Source organism: Agromyces badenianii (genome assembly GCF_003070885.1).
GTDB lineage: Bacteria > Actinomycetota > Actinomycetes > Actinomycetales > Microbacteriaceae > Agromyces > Agromyces badenianii.
Map to the genome: position 1 here is coordinate 2,151,015 of NZ_CP028913.1, position 13,634 is coordinate 2,164,648.

At 70.0% G+C, this 13,634-nt stretch carries 12 protein-coding genes; 7 read left to right on the forward strand and 5 right to left on the reverse strand.

The window, feature by feature from the left end:
- On the reverse strand, positions 1-1,383 hold the full coding sequence (locus DCE93_RS10200; RefSeq protein WP_108595797.1) for an MFS transporter: 1,383 nt from the start codon (positions 1,381-1,383) through the stop codon (positions 1-3).
- A gap of 173 nt (positions 1,384-1,556) precedes the next feature.
- Between DCE93_RS10200 and hpaH the strand changes: the two genes are divergently transcribed.
- From hpaH to DCE93_RS10235, 7 genes are all read left to right on the forward strand, one after another.
- Positions 1,557-2,342 carry a 2-oxo-hept-4-ene-1,7-dioate hydratase gene (gene hpaH, locus DCE93_RS10205; RefSeq protein ID WP_108596704.1) on the forward strand — a complete coding sequence of 262 codons (786 nt, stop codon included), beginning with the start codon at positions 1,557-1,559 and terminating at the stop codon, positions 2,340-2,342.
- Positions 2,327-3,136, forward strand: coding sequence for an aldolase/citrate lyase family protein (locus DCE93_RS10210; RefSeq protein ID WP_108595798.1), 810 nt, complete (start codon positions 2,327-2,329; stop codon positions 3,134-3,136). The genes hpaH and DCE93_RS10210 overlap by 16 nt, the downstream gene beginning before the upstream one ends.
- A 59-nt stretch (positions 3,137-3,195) precedes the next feature.
- Entirely contained in the window at positions 3,196-4,704 is a 1,509-nt protein-coding gene (locus DCE93_RS10215; RefSeq protein ID WP_108595799.1) for a fumarylacetoacetate hydrolase family protein, read from the forward strand.
- Complete coding sequence (locus DCE93_RS10220; protein ID WP_108595800.1) at positions 4,701-5,384, forward strand: GntR family transcriptional regulator; 684 nt, start codon at positions 4,701-4,703, stop codon at positions 5,382-5,384. Before DCE93_RS10215 ends, DCE93_RS10220 begins: the two co-directional genes overlap by 4 nt.
- 33 nt (positions 5,385-5,417) lie before the next feature.
- A complete protein-coding gene (gene hpaE / locus DCE93_RS10225; RefSeq protein ID WP_108595801.1) occupies positions 5,418-6,920 on the forward strand; it encodes a 5-carboxymethyl-2-hydroxymuconate semialdehyde dehydrogenase in 1,503 nt (500 codons plus the stop codon).
- Between the two features lie 68 nt (positions 6,921-6,988).
- Positions 6,989-8,131, forward strand: a complete 1,143-nt coding sequence (hpaD, locus tag DCE93_RS10230; RefSeq protein ID WP_108595802.1) for a 3,4-dihydroxyphenylacetate 2,3-dioxygenase — start codon at positions 6,989-6,991, stop codon at positions 8,129-8,131.
- Positions 8,132-8,237: 106 nt separating this feature from the next.
- The gene (locus DCE93_RS10235; RefSeq protein WP_244284142.1) at positions 8,238-9,443 is read left to right on the forward strand and encodes a metallophosphoesterase family protein; all 1,206 of its coding nucleotides are present in this window, start codon (positions 8,238-8,240) and stop codon (positions 9,441-9,443) included.
- Between the two features lie 48 nt (positions 9,444-9,491).
- On the opposite strand, the gene DCE93_RS10240 is transcribed toward DCE93_RS10235, so the two are convergent.
- The 4 genes from DCE93_RS10240 to DCE93_RS10255 all read right to left on the reverse strand — a co-directional run bounded on the left by DCE93_RS10240 (position 9,492) and on the right by DCE93_RS10255 (position 13,627).
- On the reverse strand, positions 9,492-10,319 hold the full coding sequence (locus DCE93_RS10240; protein ID WP_244284143.1) for an alpha/beta fold hydrolase: 828 nt from the start codon (positions 10,317-10,319) through the stop codon (positions 9,492-9,494).
- Positions 10,316-10,918, reverse strand: a complete 603-nt coding sequence (locus DCE93_RS10245; RefSeq protein ID WP_108596707.1) for an isochorismatase family protein — start codon at positions 10,916-10,918, stop codon at positions 10,316-10,318. Before DCE93_RS10245 ends, DCE93_RS10240 begins: the two co-directional genes overlap by 4 nt.
- Positions 10,919-11,044: 126 nt before the next feature.
- Positions 11,045-12,577: a D-alanyl-D-alanine carboxypeptidase/D-alanyl-D-alanine-endopeptidase gene (locus DCE93_RS10250; protein WP_244284144.1), complete on the reverse strand. Its 1,533-nt coding sequence runs from the start codon at positions 12,575-12,577 to the stop codon at positions 11,045-11,047.
- A gap of 66 nt (positions 12,578-12,643) precedes the next feature.
- Positions 12,644-13,627 carry a Gfo/Idh/MocA family protein gene (locus DCE93_RS10255; RefSeq protein ID WP_108595803.1) on the reverse strand — a complete coding sequence of 328 codons (984 nt, stop codon included), beginning with the start codon at positions 13,625-13,627 and terminating at the stop codon, positions 12,644-12,646.
- Positions 13,628-13,634: the final 7 nt, after the last annotated feature.

The following is a 13,634-nucleotide window of genomic DNA, read 5'->3' on the forward strand; positions in this document are numbered from 1 at the left end:
CTACTTCACGCCGTAGATCGCACTCTTCGACTGCTCCGCCTCGAAGTCGGGCCCGAGCGGGATGCCGGTGCGATCGCGCAGGAGCAGGGTCGCAGCGAAGGCGACGACCATGACACCGCCGATGTAGAAGGCGACGGAGGTCGCAGTGCCCGTCGACTGCACGAGCCATGTCGCGATCATCGGTGCGAACGCGCCGCCGAGGATCGCGCCGATCGCGTAGGTGATCGCGACGCCCGAGTACCTGATCGACGCCGGGAACAGCTCGGTGAAGTACGCCGCTTGCTGGCCGTAGGTGAAGCCGTTGCCGATCGCGAAGAGCGAGACCCCCAGGAAGAGCAGCCACGGGTTGCCGGTGTTCACGAGGGGGAACAGCAGGAAGACGGTGGCGAGGAAGGCGATCCAGCCGATGATGTAGGTGTTGCGGCGGCCGATGCGGTCGGAGACGTTGCCGGCCGCGAAGGTGCAGATGAGCCAGACGACGGATGCCCCGGCGACGGCGAGCAGCACGGGCGTGCGCTCCATGCCGACGAGTCCGCCGTCGGCGAGCGGCGTCGTGGCGTAGTTCTGCAGGTAGCCGCCCGTCGTCATGTACCCGGCGGCGTTGTTGCCTGCGAAGGTGAGCGCGGCGAGCAGCACGAGCAGCCAGTGCTTGCGGAAGAGCGTGAGGATCGGGGTCTTCGCCGACTCCTTCTTCTCAGCGATCTCCGTGAACACGGGGCTCTCGTCGACGGCGCGCCGCACGATGACGCCCACGATGATCAGCACGAAGCTGAGCAGGAACGGCACGCGCCAGCCCCACTCGAGGAACGCGTCGCCGGGCGAGACGACGCCCGTCATGAGTGCGAGCATGCCCGATGCGAGCAGCAGGCCGATGGGCACGCCGATCTGCGGGAATGCGCCGTATCGCCCGCGCTTGCCGTCGGGGGCGTGCTCGACGGCCATGAGCACGGCGCCACCCCACTCGCCGCCGGTCGAGAGACCCTGCAGGATGCGGAGCAGGAGGAGCAGCACCGGAGCCGCGACGCCGATCTGCTCGTAGGTCGGGAGCACGCCGATGAGCGTCGTGGCGGATCCCATGAGGATGAGCGTGACGACGAGCATCGCCTTGCGGCCGATCCGGTCGCCGAAGTGGCCGGCGAGGAACGCGCCGAGCGGCCGGAAGAGGAAGCTCACGCCCACGGTTCCGAATGCGAGAAGCGTGGCGATCTCGGCCCCGGCCGGGGCGAAGAAGAGCGCGCCGAACACGAGGCCGGCGGCACTGGCGTACAGGAAGAAGTCATACCACTCGATCGTCGTTCCGATGACGGTCGCGAAGGCGACGCGCTTCAGTTCCCGGCGCCTCGCATCGGTGATGGTCGTGGTGGGGGTGGATGTCACAGTCATAGCGGTTCGACTCCTCTGTCGTGGTCCGCGGTCAGGGTCGCTCGTCGTCGAGCTCGTGACGAGCTTGCGTCGCATCATATACGATCTGAGATACCAAATGCGACGACGAATTCGCATACGATCGACGGAAGCCCCGACGATGAACGCGTCCCGACAACGAAGTGGAGCCGCCGTTGCTAGACCCCTCTCGCATCGCCGAGGTCGCCGACGAACTCGTCGCCGCCGACCGCGAACGTTCGATCGTGCCGTTGCTCACCGCCCGGCACCCCGAGATGACCGTCGACGACGCCTACGCCGTGCAGCGCCTCTGGGCGACGCGTCGCGCCGATGAGGGCGCCCGCATCGTCGGGCGCAAGATCGGCCTGACCTCGAAGGTCATGCAGGTCGCCACCGGCATCACGGAGCCCGACTACGGCGTCATCTTCGACGACATGGTCATCGAGTCCGGGGCATCCGTCGAGTTCGACCGATTCTCGAACGTGCGCGTCGAGGTGGAGCTCGCCTTCGTGCTCGCGAAGCCGCTCGAAGGGCCGAACACGACGATCTTCGACGTGCTCGACGCCACCGCCTACGTCGTGCCGGCGCTCGAGATCCTGAACTCGCACATCGAGATGGCCGGCCGCACGATCGTCGACACGATCTCCGACAACGCCGCGATGGGCGCAATGGTCCTCGGTGGTCGCCCCGTGAAGGTCGACGAAGTCGACCTCCGCTGGGTCTCGGCACTGCTCTTCCGCAACCAGGCGATCGAGGAGTCGGGCGTCGCAGCCGCGGTGCTCGGCCACCCCGCGATGGGCGTCGCCTGGCTCGCGAACAAGCTCGCCCAGCACGGCCAGTCGCTCGGCGCCGGCGAGATCATCCTCGCCGGCTCGTTCACCCGGCCGATGTGGGTGGAGCGCGGCGACACGGTGCACGCCGACTACGGACAGCTGGGAGCCGTGACATGCCGCTTCGAATGACCCTCCCGCAGACCCTCGGGGCGCGCCTCGCGGCATCCGACCGGCCGCAGTTCGGCGCGTGGGTGTGCTCGGCGAGCGCGGTCAACGCCGAGATCGTGGCGGGCAGCGGCCTCGACGTCGTGCTCATCGACGCCGAGCACTCGCCGAACGGCCTCGAGTCGATCCTCGGCCAGTTGCAGGCCGTCGCCGCCTATCCGGTGACGCCGCTCGTGCGCCCGCCCTTCGGCGACCCCGTCGTCATCAAGCAGTACCTCGACCTCGGCGTGCAGAACCTGCTCATCCCGATGGTCGACTCGGCGGAGCAGGCCGAGGCCGTGGTGCGCGCCGTGCGGTACCCGCCGCACGGCATCCGCGGGGTCGGCAGCGCGCTCGCCCGCGCGTCGCGGTGGAACCGGATCGAGGGCTACCTGGCGGATGCCTCGTCGACGATCTCGCTCTTCGTGCAGATCGAGTCGGCGGTCGCGGTGGAGCAGGTCGAACGCATCGTCGCCGTCGATGGCGTCGACGGGATCTTGATCGGCCCGGCCGACCTCGCCGCTTCGATGGGCGTCATCGGAGAGCAGGAGCATCCCGAGGTCGTCGCCGGCGTCCTGCGCTCGATCGAGGCGGCCCGCGCGGCGGGCAAGCCGGCCGCGGTCAATGCATTCGTGCCGGCAGCGGCCGAGCGTTACGCCGAGGCGGGCGCCGCACTCGTGCTCGTCGGTGCCGACGTCGCGCTCCTCGCGCGTGCGACCGAAGCGCTCGCCGACCGCTACATCGCCGGACCGACGCCTTCGGGCCGAGCCGGCTACTGAAGCTTTCCTTCCGTTCGAGAATCATATACGATTTCGTATATCAACAGACGAGGATGTCCATGACCACCCCCGGCACCACCCCCGGCAAGATCATCGCCGTGCACCTCAACTACCCGTCGAGGGCCGCACAGCGAGGTCGTACCCCGGCGCAGCCGAGCTACTTCCTGAAACCGACCTCCTCGCTCGCGCCGTCGGGCGGCACGATCGAACGCCCCGCAGGCACCGAACTGCTCGCCTTCGAGGGCGAGATCGCGCTCGTGATCGGCGAGCCGGCGCGGCAGGTCTCCCCCGCCGACGGCTGGCGCCACGTGGCATCCGTCACCGCCGCCAACGACTTCGGCCTCTACGACCTGCGCGCCGCCGACAAGGGATCGAACCTGCGGTCCAAGGGCGGCGACGGCTTCACGCCGCTCGGTCCGCAGCTCATCCCCGCGTCGGCCGTCTCGCCCGACGGCCTGCGCGTGCGCACCTGGGTCAACGGCGCCCTCGTGCAAGACGACACGAGCGACACCCTGCTCTTCCCCTTCGGCCGTCTCATCGCCGACCTCTCGCAGCACATGACCCTCGAGACCGGTGATGTGATCCTCACCGGCACTCCCGCGGGTTCCTCGGTCGTCGTGCCGGGCGACGTCGTCGAGGTCGAGGTCGATGCGCCGGATGCACCGGGCGCGCCCAGCACCGGGCGGCTCGTGACGACCGTCACCGAGGGCACCGCGACCTTCGGCGACTTCGGCGCGAAGCCCGCCGTCGACGAGGTGCAGCGCGTCGAGGCCTGGGGCTCCGACCGCGAGCTCGCCGCCGCCATCGCCGCCGGGCGAGCGGATGCCTCCGCCACGGCCGATCCCGCCGCGGCATCCGCCTTCGAACTGACCGACGAGCTGAAGTCCGCGATCGGCGGCGTGGCCGTCGCGACGCTGTCGGTCGCCCTGCGCAAGCGCGGCTACCACGATGTCTTCATCGAGGGGGTGCACGCGAATCACGCCGGCGATCGCATCGTCGGCCGCGCGAAGACCCTTCGCTTCATCCCGTTCCGGCCCGACCTCTTCGCGAGCCACGGCGGCGGGTTCAACGCGCAGAAGCTCGCCTTCGACACCGTCGCCCCCGGCGAGGTGCTCGTCGTCGAGGCCCGCGGCGAGCGCGGCACCGGCACCGTCGGCGACGTGCTCGCACTCCGCGCCCAGGTGCGCGGAGCGGCCGGCATCGTGACCGATGGCGGGGTGCGCGACTTCGACGTCGTCGCCGGCTTCGAGATCCCCGTGTTCTCGCAGGGCCCGCACCCGAGCGTGCTCGGTCGCAAGCACGTGCCGTGGGAGGTCGACGTCACGATCGCCTGCGGCGGCGCGGCCGTGCAGCCGGGCGATGTCATCGTCGGCGACGGCGACGGCGTCATCGTGATCCCGCCGCAGCTCGTCGAGGAGGTCGTCGCCGAGGCCGTCGAGCAGGAGCGGCAGGAGGCGTGGGTCGCCGAGCAGGTCGCCGACGGGGCATCCGTCGACGGGCTGTTCCCCATGAACGCCGAGTGGCTCGCCCGGTACCGGGCGAGCATCGCGGAGGGGGGCGAGCGATGAACGTCGAGAGCAAGTCGCAGCAGGCCTACCGGTTCCTCCGCGAGCGCATCGACGATCGCCGCTACGTGCCCGGGTACCGCCTCGTGCTCGGCCAGATCGCCGGCGAGCTCGACGTGAGCGTCGTGCCCGTGCGCGAGGCGATCAGGCGACTCGAGGCCGAGGGGCTCGTCACCTTCGAGCGCAACGTCGGCGCGCAGGTCGCGCTCATCAACCAGGCGGAGTACCTGCACACGATGCAGACCCTCGCGATCGTCGAGGGCGCAGCGACCTCGCTCTCGGCACCGAACCTCACCGACGAGCACCTGCGACGCGCGCGCGAGATCAACGCGCAGATGCGGCGCACCGTCGAGGAGTTCGACCCCCACCGCATCACCGTGCTGAACCGCGAGTTCCACTCCGTGCTGTTCGAGGAGTGCCCGAACCCGCACCTGCTCGACCTCGTGCACAAGGGCTGGAACCGCATGAACACGCTGCGCGACTCGTCGTTCAGCTTCGTGCCGCGCCGTGCGCACGAATCGGTCGATGAGCACGAGCACCTCGTCGAGCTGATCGAGTCCCGCGCCGACCCGCTCGAGATCGAACTCGCAGCGCGACGACACCGCACGGCGACGCTCGACGCGATGCTCGCGTACCAGTCGGAGCAACGTTCTCCGGGCGGCCCGTCGGCTCCCCGACCCTGACCGCATCCGCCACGTCGATCGACTAGGAACACCATGACGCACCACATCCCCGAAGGCCTGCCCGAGCGCATCCGCCACTTCATCGACGGCGCGTTCGTCGACTCGATCGGCGGTGAGACGTTCGACGTGCTCGACCCCGTCTCGAACGAGACCTACGTGCAGGCGGCCGCCGGTCAGCAGGCCGACATCGACCTCGCCGTCGCCGCGGCGAAGCGCGCGTTCGACGAGGGCCCGTGGCCACGGCTGCTCCCCCGCCAGCGCTCGCGCGTGCTGCACCGGGTCGCCGACCTCGTCGAGGCGAGCGACGCCCGGCTCGCCGAGCTCGAGACCTTCGACACTGGCCTGCCGATCACCCAGGCGCTCGGCCAGGCGCAGCGCGCCGCCGAGAACTTCCGGTTCTTCGCCGACCTGATCGTCGCCCAGCGCGACGACACCTACAAGGTGCCGGGGCGCCAGGTGAACTACGTGAACCGCAAGCCCATCGGCGTCGCGGGGCTCATCACGCCGTGGAACACGCCGTTCATGCTCGAGTCGTGGAAGCTCGCGCCGGCGCTCGCCACCGGCAACACCGTGGTGCTGAAGCCAGCCGAGTTCACGCCCCTGTCGGCATCGCTCTGGGCCGAGATCTTCCGAGAGGCCGGCGTGCCCGACGGCGTCTTCAACCTCGTGAACGGGCTCGGCGAGGAAGCGGGCGACGCGCTCGTGAAGCATCCCGACGTGCCCCTCATCTCCTTCACCGGCGAGAGCCGCACGGGCCAGATCATCTTCGGCAACGCCGCACCGTTCCTGAAGGGCCTGTCGATGGAGCTCGGCGGCAAGTCGCCCGCCGTCGTCTTCGCCGACGCCGACCTCGACTCCGCGCTCGACGCGACCGTCTTCGGCGTCTTCTCGCTGAACGGCGAACGCTGCACCGCCGGCTCCCGCGTGCTCGTCGAACGCTCCATCTACGACGACTTCGTCGCCCGCTACGCCGAGCGCGCGAAGAACATCGTGGTCGGCGACCCGCACGACCCGAAGACCGAGGTCGGCGCACTCGTGCACCCCGAGCACTATGAGAAGGTCATGAGCTACGTCGAGATCGGCAAGGGCGAGGGCCGCCTCGTCGCCGGCGGGGGCCGCCCGGAAGGCCTCGATCAGGGCAACTACGTCGCCCCCACCGTCTTCGCCGACGTGTCACCCGACGCCCGCATCTTCCAGGAGGAGATCTTCGGCCCGGTCGTCGCGATCACCCCGTTCGACACCGATGAAGAGGCCCTCGCCCTCGCGAACGACACCCGCTACGGACTCGCCGCCTACATCTGGACCAACGACCTGAAGCGCGCCCACAACTTCGCCCAGTCGGTCGAGGCGGGCATGGTGTGGCTGAACTCCAACAACGTTCGCGACCTCCGCACGCCGTTCGGCGGCGTGAAGGCCTCGGGCCTCGGGCACGAGGGCGGCTACCGATCGATCGACTTCTACACCGACCAGCAGGCGGTGCACATCACGCTCAACGAAGCGCACTCGCCGCGCTTCGGCACCTCGCCCGGCGCGTAGCGAAGCGCATCGCGGCCACCGGCGATCCGATCCCCGAGACACCCGCTCAGAGAAGAGAAGGCACCACAATGACCGACCCGATCATCACGCAGGACTCGCCCGAACCCGTCGTGACCGCCGCCGACCCGATCCCGGCGCCGGTCGACCGCATTCCGACGCCGACGGCACCGGCGCCCGACATCGTGCGCTGCGCGTACATGGAACTCGTCGTCACCGACCTCGAGGCGAGCCGCCGGTTCTACGTCGACGTGCTCGACCTCGTCGTCACCGAGGAAGACGAGAGCACCGTCTACCTCCGCTCCTTCGAGGAGTTCATCCACCACAACCTCGTGCTGCGCAAGGGCCCGGTCGCCGCGGTCGCCGCGTTCAGCTACCGGGTGCGCACCCCCGAAGACCTCGACCGCGCTGTCGCGTTCTACGAGGAGCTCGGCTGCCGCGTCGAGCGACGCGCCGACGGCTTCACGAAGGGCATCGGCGACTCGGTGCGCGTCGAGGACCCGCTCGGGTTCCCGTACGAGTTCTTCTACGACGTCGAGCACGTCGAGCGTCTCGCCTGGCGCTACGACCTGTACACGCCCGGCGCGCTCGTGCGGCTCGACCACTTCAACCAGGTCACCCCCGACGTGCCCCGAGCGGTCGCCTACATGGAGGACCTCGGCTTCCGGGTCACCGAGGACATCCAGGATGCAGCGGGCACCACCTACGCGGCCTGGATGCGGCGCAAGCCCACCGTGCACGACACCGCCATGACGGGCGGCGACGGCCCGCGCATGCACCACGTCGCGTTCGCGACGCACGAGAAGCACAACATCATCGCGATCTGCGACAAGCTCGGGGCGCTCCGCCGCTCGGATGCGATCGAGCGCGGCCCCGGCCGCCACGGCGTCTCGAACGCGTTCTACCTGTACCTGCGCGACCCCGACGGCCACCGCGTCGAGATCTACACGCAGGACTACTACACCGGCGACCCCGACAACCCCGTCGTCACGTGGGATGTGCACGACAACCAGCGCCGCGACTGGTGGGGCAACCCCGTCGTGCCGAGCTGGTACACGGATGCCTCGCCGGTGCTCGACCTCGACGGCAACCTCAAGCCGGTGGTCGCCCGCACCGACGACTCCGAGATGGAGGTCACGATCGGCGCCGACGGCTTCTCGTACACCCGCAAGGACGACGAGGCGCACGGCTTCAAGCTCGGCAACACGCTGTAGGGCCCGGTCGAGTTCATCCGCTCGTCTCCGGCGGGTCACTCGGGCTCCTTAGCGTCGGTGGCGGCGTGCACCGTCACGACCGCCACCGACGCTAAGGAGATCACTGATGCCAGAGAAGATGCCCGTCAGCCGCCGAACCATCCTCACCGCCGGAGGCCTCGGTGTGCTCGGGGCCGCCCTGCCGACCGTCGCGCACGCCGAGACCACCGGCGACGAGCTGCAGTCCCCCTCGGGCAGCCCACGCGCGAAGGCGCCGAAGCTGCGCTTCCATGACGACGGCACCTTCAAGGTCGTGCAGTTCAACGACACGCAAGACGATGAGCTGACCGACCGGCGCACCGTCGAGCTCATCGAGAAGACGCTCGATGCGGAGTCCCCCGACTTCGTGCTCATCAACGGCGACGTCATCACCGGCGGCTGCGAGACCAGGCTCGCCGTGAAGCAGGCGATCAACAACGTCGTCTGGCCGATCGAGAGCCGCGGCATCCCGTGGGCGGTCACCTATGGCAACCACGACGAGGACTCGTTGCCGCAATCGGGCGTGGACGAGGCGATGATGCTCGACTTCTACCGCAGCTACGACTTCAACATGAACGCCGAGAACATCGCGGGCGTCACGGGAACCGGCAACACGATCGTGCCGATCCGCTCGGCCGGGCGCGGGCAGGCCACCGCGTTCAGCCTCTGGCTGCTCGACTCGGGCCGGTACGCGCCCGACGCCATCGACGGTCAGAACTTCGACGGCTACCCGGCATGGGACTGGCTGCGCATGGACCAGGTGTCGTGGTACCGCACGGAGTCGCAGCGACTCGAGAAGAAGTTCAAGCGCAAGGTGCCCGGCCTGATGTTCATCCACATCCCCCTCTGGGAGCACCGCTTCATGTGGTGGGGCGGCGTCGACACCCGCACCGAAGCGGATGCCGCGCGGGGGCTCGCCCGTCACAGCATCGTCGGCGAGCGCAACGAGGACGAGTGCCCCGGGCCCTTCAACTCGGGCATGTACAACGCGATCCTCGAGCGCGGCGACGTGAAGGGCGTCTTCGTCGGCCACGACCACGTCAACGACTACGTCGGCGACTACTATGGCGTGCTGCTCGGCTACGCGCCCGGCACCGGCTTCGGCGCATACGGACTGCCCGGGCCGGAGCGGAACCGCATGCGCGGCGGGCGCGTCTTCGAGCTCACCCAGACCGGCGATGACGTCGCCATCGCGACCCGAGTCGTGTACGCGCGCGAGTTCGGCATCGACCTGACGGCGAACGACCAGCCGATGGAACCGACGCCCCTCGCGCCGAAGCAGGCGGCGATCTGAGCATCGACCGGGTCATGACGCGGGGCGGGGGTTCGCCGCCGCCCCGCGTCAGCGTTCGGCGAGGAACTCGATCGCGGCGTTCTTGAACGTTCGCGCCGTTAGCGTGGAGACGTGGTCGCGGCCGGGGATCGACACGAAATCGGCGCCCCGGTCGCGAGCGAGTTCCTGCACGCCCGCCGGTACCGGGTCGTTCTCGCCGGCGACGAAGAGCACCGGGATGTCGCCGGGAATCGACAGCGGTGCGCCCGCCACCCCCTCGATGACCGCGAGCAGGGCTTCACGGTCGGCACCGACGGCGATCGCCGGGCGCAGCACCTGCTCGATGAGCGGATCGTTCGACCCCTCGTCACGCAGCAGCACGGCGCGCGCTTCGTCGAGGTTCCACGAGGCGAAGAGCTCGTTCGGACCCGCGCCGGCGACGACGACCCGGCGCACCCGCTCGGGAGCGCTCGCCGCGAAGGCCGAGACCACGCGGTTGCCCATCGAGTAGGCGACGACGTCGACCACCTCGACCGCGGCCGAGTCGAGCACGGCGACCAGGTCGGCCCCCAGCCGCTCGGGCGCGTACGCCTCGGCGTCGACCGGCTTGTCGCTCGCCCCGTGGCCTCGCAGATCGAGGGTGATCGAGGCACGGCGCGCGTCGCCGAGTGCCGCGATCCAGCCCGTGCCCTCCCAGGTGACCGAGGCGTCGGAGGCGAAGCCGTGCACGAGGAGCACGGGCGGCAGGCCGGCGCCGGCGCCATCGGCGGCGCCATCGTGGCCGCCATCGTGGTCGCCGCCATCCTGGTCGACGTCATGCACGCGGTACGCGATGAGCACCCCGTCGGGCGACTCGGCGTAGAGGGTCGGCGCGTGCGGGGCGCCGGCCCGACTCACTGCGCGGCCTCGTCGAGCACGGACGACTCGGCGATGACGGCGCCCGAGTGGCCGAGCTCGGCGAGTGCCGCCGCCGAGGACTCGGCGGCGACGCCCGCCACGAGGTCCGTGAAGATCCGCACGTGCTGGCCGTGCTCCACCGCGTCGAGCACGCTCGCGCGAACGCAGTAGTCGGTGGCGAGGCCGACGACGTCGATCTCGGTGATGCCACGGGCGACGAGCGCCTCGGTCACGCTGTCGCCCGCGTCATCCGTGCCCTCGAAGATCGAGTAGGCCGGCACGCCCTGCCCCTTGCGGATGTGCACGTCGATGCCCGAGGTGTCGAGGTCGGCGTGGTACTCGGCACCCGCGGTGCCGGCCACGCAGTGCGGCGGCCAGGTGTCGACGAAGTCCGGTTCCGTGTCGACGGCGAAATGGCCGCCGTTGTCGTCGTCTGCCGAGTGCCAGTCGCGGGATGCCACGACGAGCTCGTAGTCGCCGCGGTGCTGCGTCAGCAGGCGGGTGATGCCGGCGGCGACCGCTGCCCCGCCGTCGACGCCGAGGGCGCCGCCTTCGGTGAAGTCGTTCTGCACGTCGATGATGAACAGTGCCCGGGTCACGGCTTGCTCCTTCGCACGTCGATCACGGCTCGGTTCGGCCGCTGCCGCCATTCTCCCAGCCTTCGGCGCCGTCGTGCAGGGTTCAGCGTTCGGCGAACCGCCGGTCACCGTCGGCGAACCGCCCGGTCACTGGTTCGAGAGGTTGTCGCCGCAGAGGAAGAAGCCGGTCGTGAGCGTGTCGATCGCCTGCTTCGCGTCATCCGAGACGTCGCCGAGCGCGTAGATCGCGAACGTCAGGGTCGAGCCGTCCTGCGCGCGCACGACCCCCGAGAGCGTGTAGCCGGTGTCGATCCATCCGGTCTTGGCCGAGACCGCGCCGTCGGCGACCGAGTTGTCGCCCGAGAAGCGGTCGTCGTAGCCGAGCGAACCGCGTTCGCCGGAGACCGGCAGTCCGTCCATGAGCACGCCGAGGTTGCCCTCGCGCGCGTTGATCTTCACGAACAGCCTGGTCAGGTACGACGGCGGCACGGCGTTGTCGTCGGAGAGGCCCGAGCCGTCGACGACGGTGATGCCCGTCGTGTCGATCCCGTAGCCCGCGAGGCCCTGGAGCACCCCGGCGTTGATGGCGCCGAAGGTGTTGCCGGCCCCGGTCTCGATCGCGACGAGCCGGGCGAGCATCTCGGCCGCGGTGTTGTCGGAGACGACGAGCGCCTTGTCGACGAGCTGCGCAACCGTCGGCGACTGCACCTTCCCGAGCTGCTGCGCGCCCGCCGGAGCCGTGCCGCGCTCGACGACGCTGATGCCGCCGAGCTCGCTCGCGAACGCGTCGCCTGCCCGGCCGACGGGGTCGGCGCTGCGCCACGAGGTGTTCGCGCCGGGATTGTCGCGGTCGCCGTCGACCATGAGCGCCGCGATGTTCGACATATAGCCGTCTTCGCGCTCCTTGAGGTTCCAGCTCGGTTCCCACTCGTCGCCGCTGAAGTAGCTCGAGTCGAGGATGAGCTTCGTGAGCGGCGGGTTGGCAGGGTCGGCCGCCCACGACGCCTCGACCTGCGCGGCGAGGTCGTCGAGGTGCGCCGCTCCGGGGTACACGGTCTCGGTGCCGCTCGACGTGCGCGAGAGCGTGACATCCCCGCCGCCGACGAGCACGGCAGAGCCGGGTTCGGCGCCCTTCACCACGGTCGTGGCTGCTCGGTGGTCGGGGCCGAGCACCGACAGCGCCGCTGCCGAGGTCAGCACCTTCATGACGCTCGCGGTGCGGGAGGCGGTCGTGCCGCCGCGGTCGTAGAGCACTTCGCCGGTCGCGGCGTTCATCACCTGCGCCTGGAAGTTCGCGAGCCTGCCGTCTGCGGCGCGGTCGGCGACCGAACAGGTGCGAAGGCGGCTCGCCCCGGCGACGGCTGCGGGCACCGGTCTCGCCGGGTCGACGGTGGGGGTCGGAGCGGGCGTCGCCGTCAGTGTAGCGGATGCCGCTCCGCCGCTGCCGCTCGCCGCCCCGGCGACCACCGCGCCCGTGCCGAGGAGCCCGAATGCGAGCACACTCCCCGCGATCATCAGCGGCACGCGGTGCGCGCGCGAGAACGCCGCGATGGCGTTCAGCACGCCGTTCCGCTGCGGTTCGGCGACGTTCGACGCGGGTTCGCTCGTCGGCGCTGCCGGATCGTTCGACGGGTCGACGACGTCGGGGGCCTCCCCCGCGGCATCCCTCTCGTCACTCACCCCGGAATCCTACGCGAGCGTTCCTCAAGAGAACCTGATCATGCGGCAGAAGCCGCGCTGACGTGCCTACTCGCCCGGGTAGACCAGGCCGATCTGCCGGCGGATCTCATCGAGGGACCCCATGATCGCGACCGTCTCGTCGATCGGCAGGAGGTCTCCGGTGAGCGTTCCGGCGGCGACGAGCCGTTCGACCGCCTCGGCCTGGAAGTGCATGCCGCGCCCCTTCACCTCGGAGCGGTACTCCTCGAGCTGCGTTCCGTCGGCGGCGATCACGCGGAACGTCGTCGGCGTGTACCAGATGTGATCGATCTCGATGCGCGCCTCGGTGCCGAGCACGACGGCGCTGTTCGGGCCCTGCGTGTCGCTCGCCGAGAACGTGACGGCCATGCGCCCGCCGTCGTAGCCGAAGACCGCGGCGACCCCTGCGTCGGCGCCCGTCGGCTTGAACGTCGCCGTCGCCTGGATGGTGCGGGGCGCCCCGAAGAGATCCCACGCGAACGAGATCGGGTAGATGCCGAGGTCGAGCAGCGCGCCGCCGCCGAGCTCGAGCGCGTTGATGCGATGCGCGGGGTCGTCGGAGAGCAGTTGCGTGTGGTCGGCGACGAGCGAGCGCAGCTCGCCGAGCGTGCCCGCGGCGATGATCTCGCGGATGCGGGCCATGTGCGGCAGGTACCTCGACCACATCGCCTCGAGCACGAGCAGGCCCTTCGCCGCGGCGAGCTCGGCGAGCGCCCGTGCTTCGGCGACGTTGACCGTGAAGGCCTTCTCGACGAGCACGTGCTTGCCGGCCTCGAGGGCGAGGGTCGCGCCCGCGGCGTGCATGGGGTGCGGCGTCGAGACGTAGATGACGTCGACCTCGGGGTCGGCCACGAGCGCCTCGTAGCTGCCGTGGGCGTTCGGGATCCCGAACTCCGCGGCGAACGCGTCGGCGGCCTCCTGCGAACGCGAGCCGACCGCTTGCACGGTGAACCCGTTGAGCTGCAGGTCATTGGTGAAGGCGTGGGCGATTCCGCCGGTCGCAAGGATGCCCCATCGCAGTCGTTCGGTCATGTGCGAC

Coding starts and splice junctions, on each gene's coding strand:
- DCE93_RS10200 (WP_108595797.1), bottom strand. CDS start 1,383: ATGACTGTGACATCCACCCCCACCACGACCATCACCGATGCGAGGCGC.
- DCE93_RS10210 (WP_108595798.1), top strand. CDS start 2,327: ATGCCGCTTCGAATGACCCTCCCGCAGACCCTCGGGGCGCGCCTCGCG.
- DCE93_RS10215 (WP_108595799.1), top strand. CDS start 3,196: ATGACCACCCCCGGCACCACCCCCGGCAAGATCATCGCCGTGCACCTC.
- DCE93_RS10220 (WP_108595800.1), top strand. CDS start 4,701: ATGAACGTCGAGAGCAAGTCGCAGCAGGCCTACCGGTTCCTCCGCGAG.
- hpaE (WP_108595801.1), top strand. CDS start 5,418: ATGACGCACCACATCCCCGAAGGCCTGCCCGAGCGCATCCGCCACTTC.
- hpaD (WP_108595802.1), top strand. CDS start 6,989: ATGACCGACCCGATCATCACGCAGGACTCGCCCGAACCCGTCGTGACC.
- DCE93_RS10235 (WP_244284142.1), top strand. CDS start 8,238: ATGCCAGAGAAGATGCCCGTCAGCCGCCGAACCATCCTCACCGCCGGA.
- DCE93_RS10255 (WP_108595803.1), bottom strand. CDS start 13,627: ATGACCGAACGACTGCGATGGGGCATCCTTGCGACCGGCGGAATCGCC.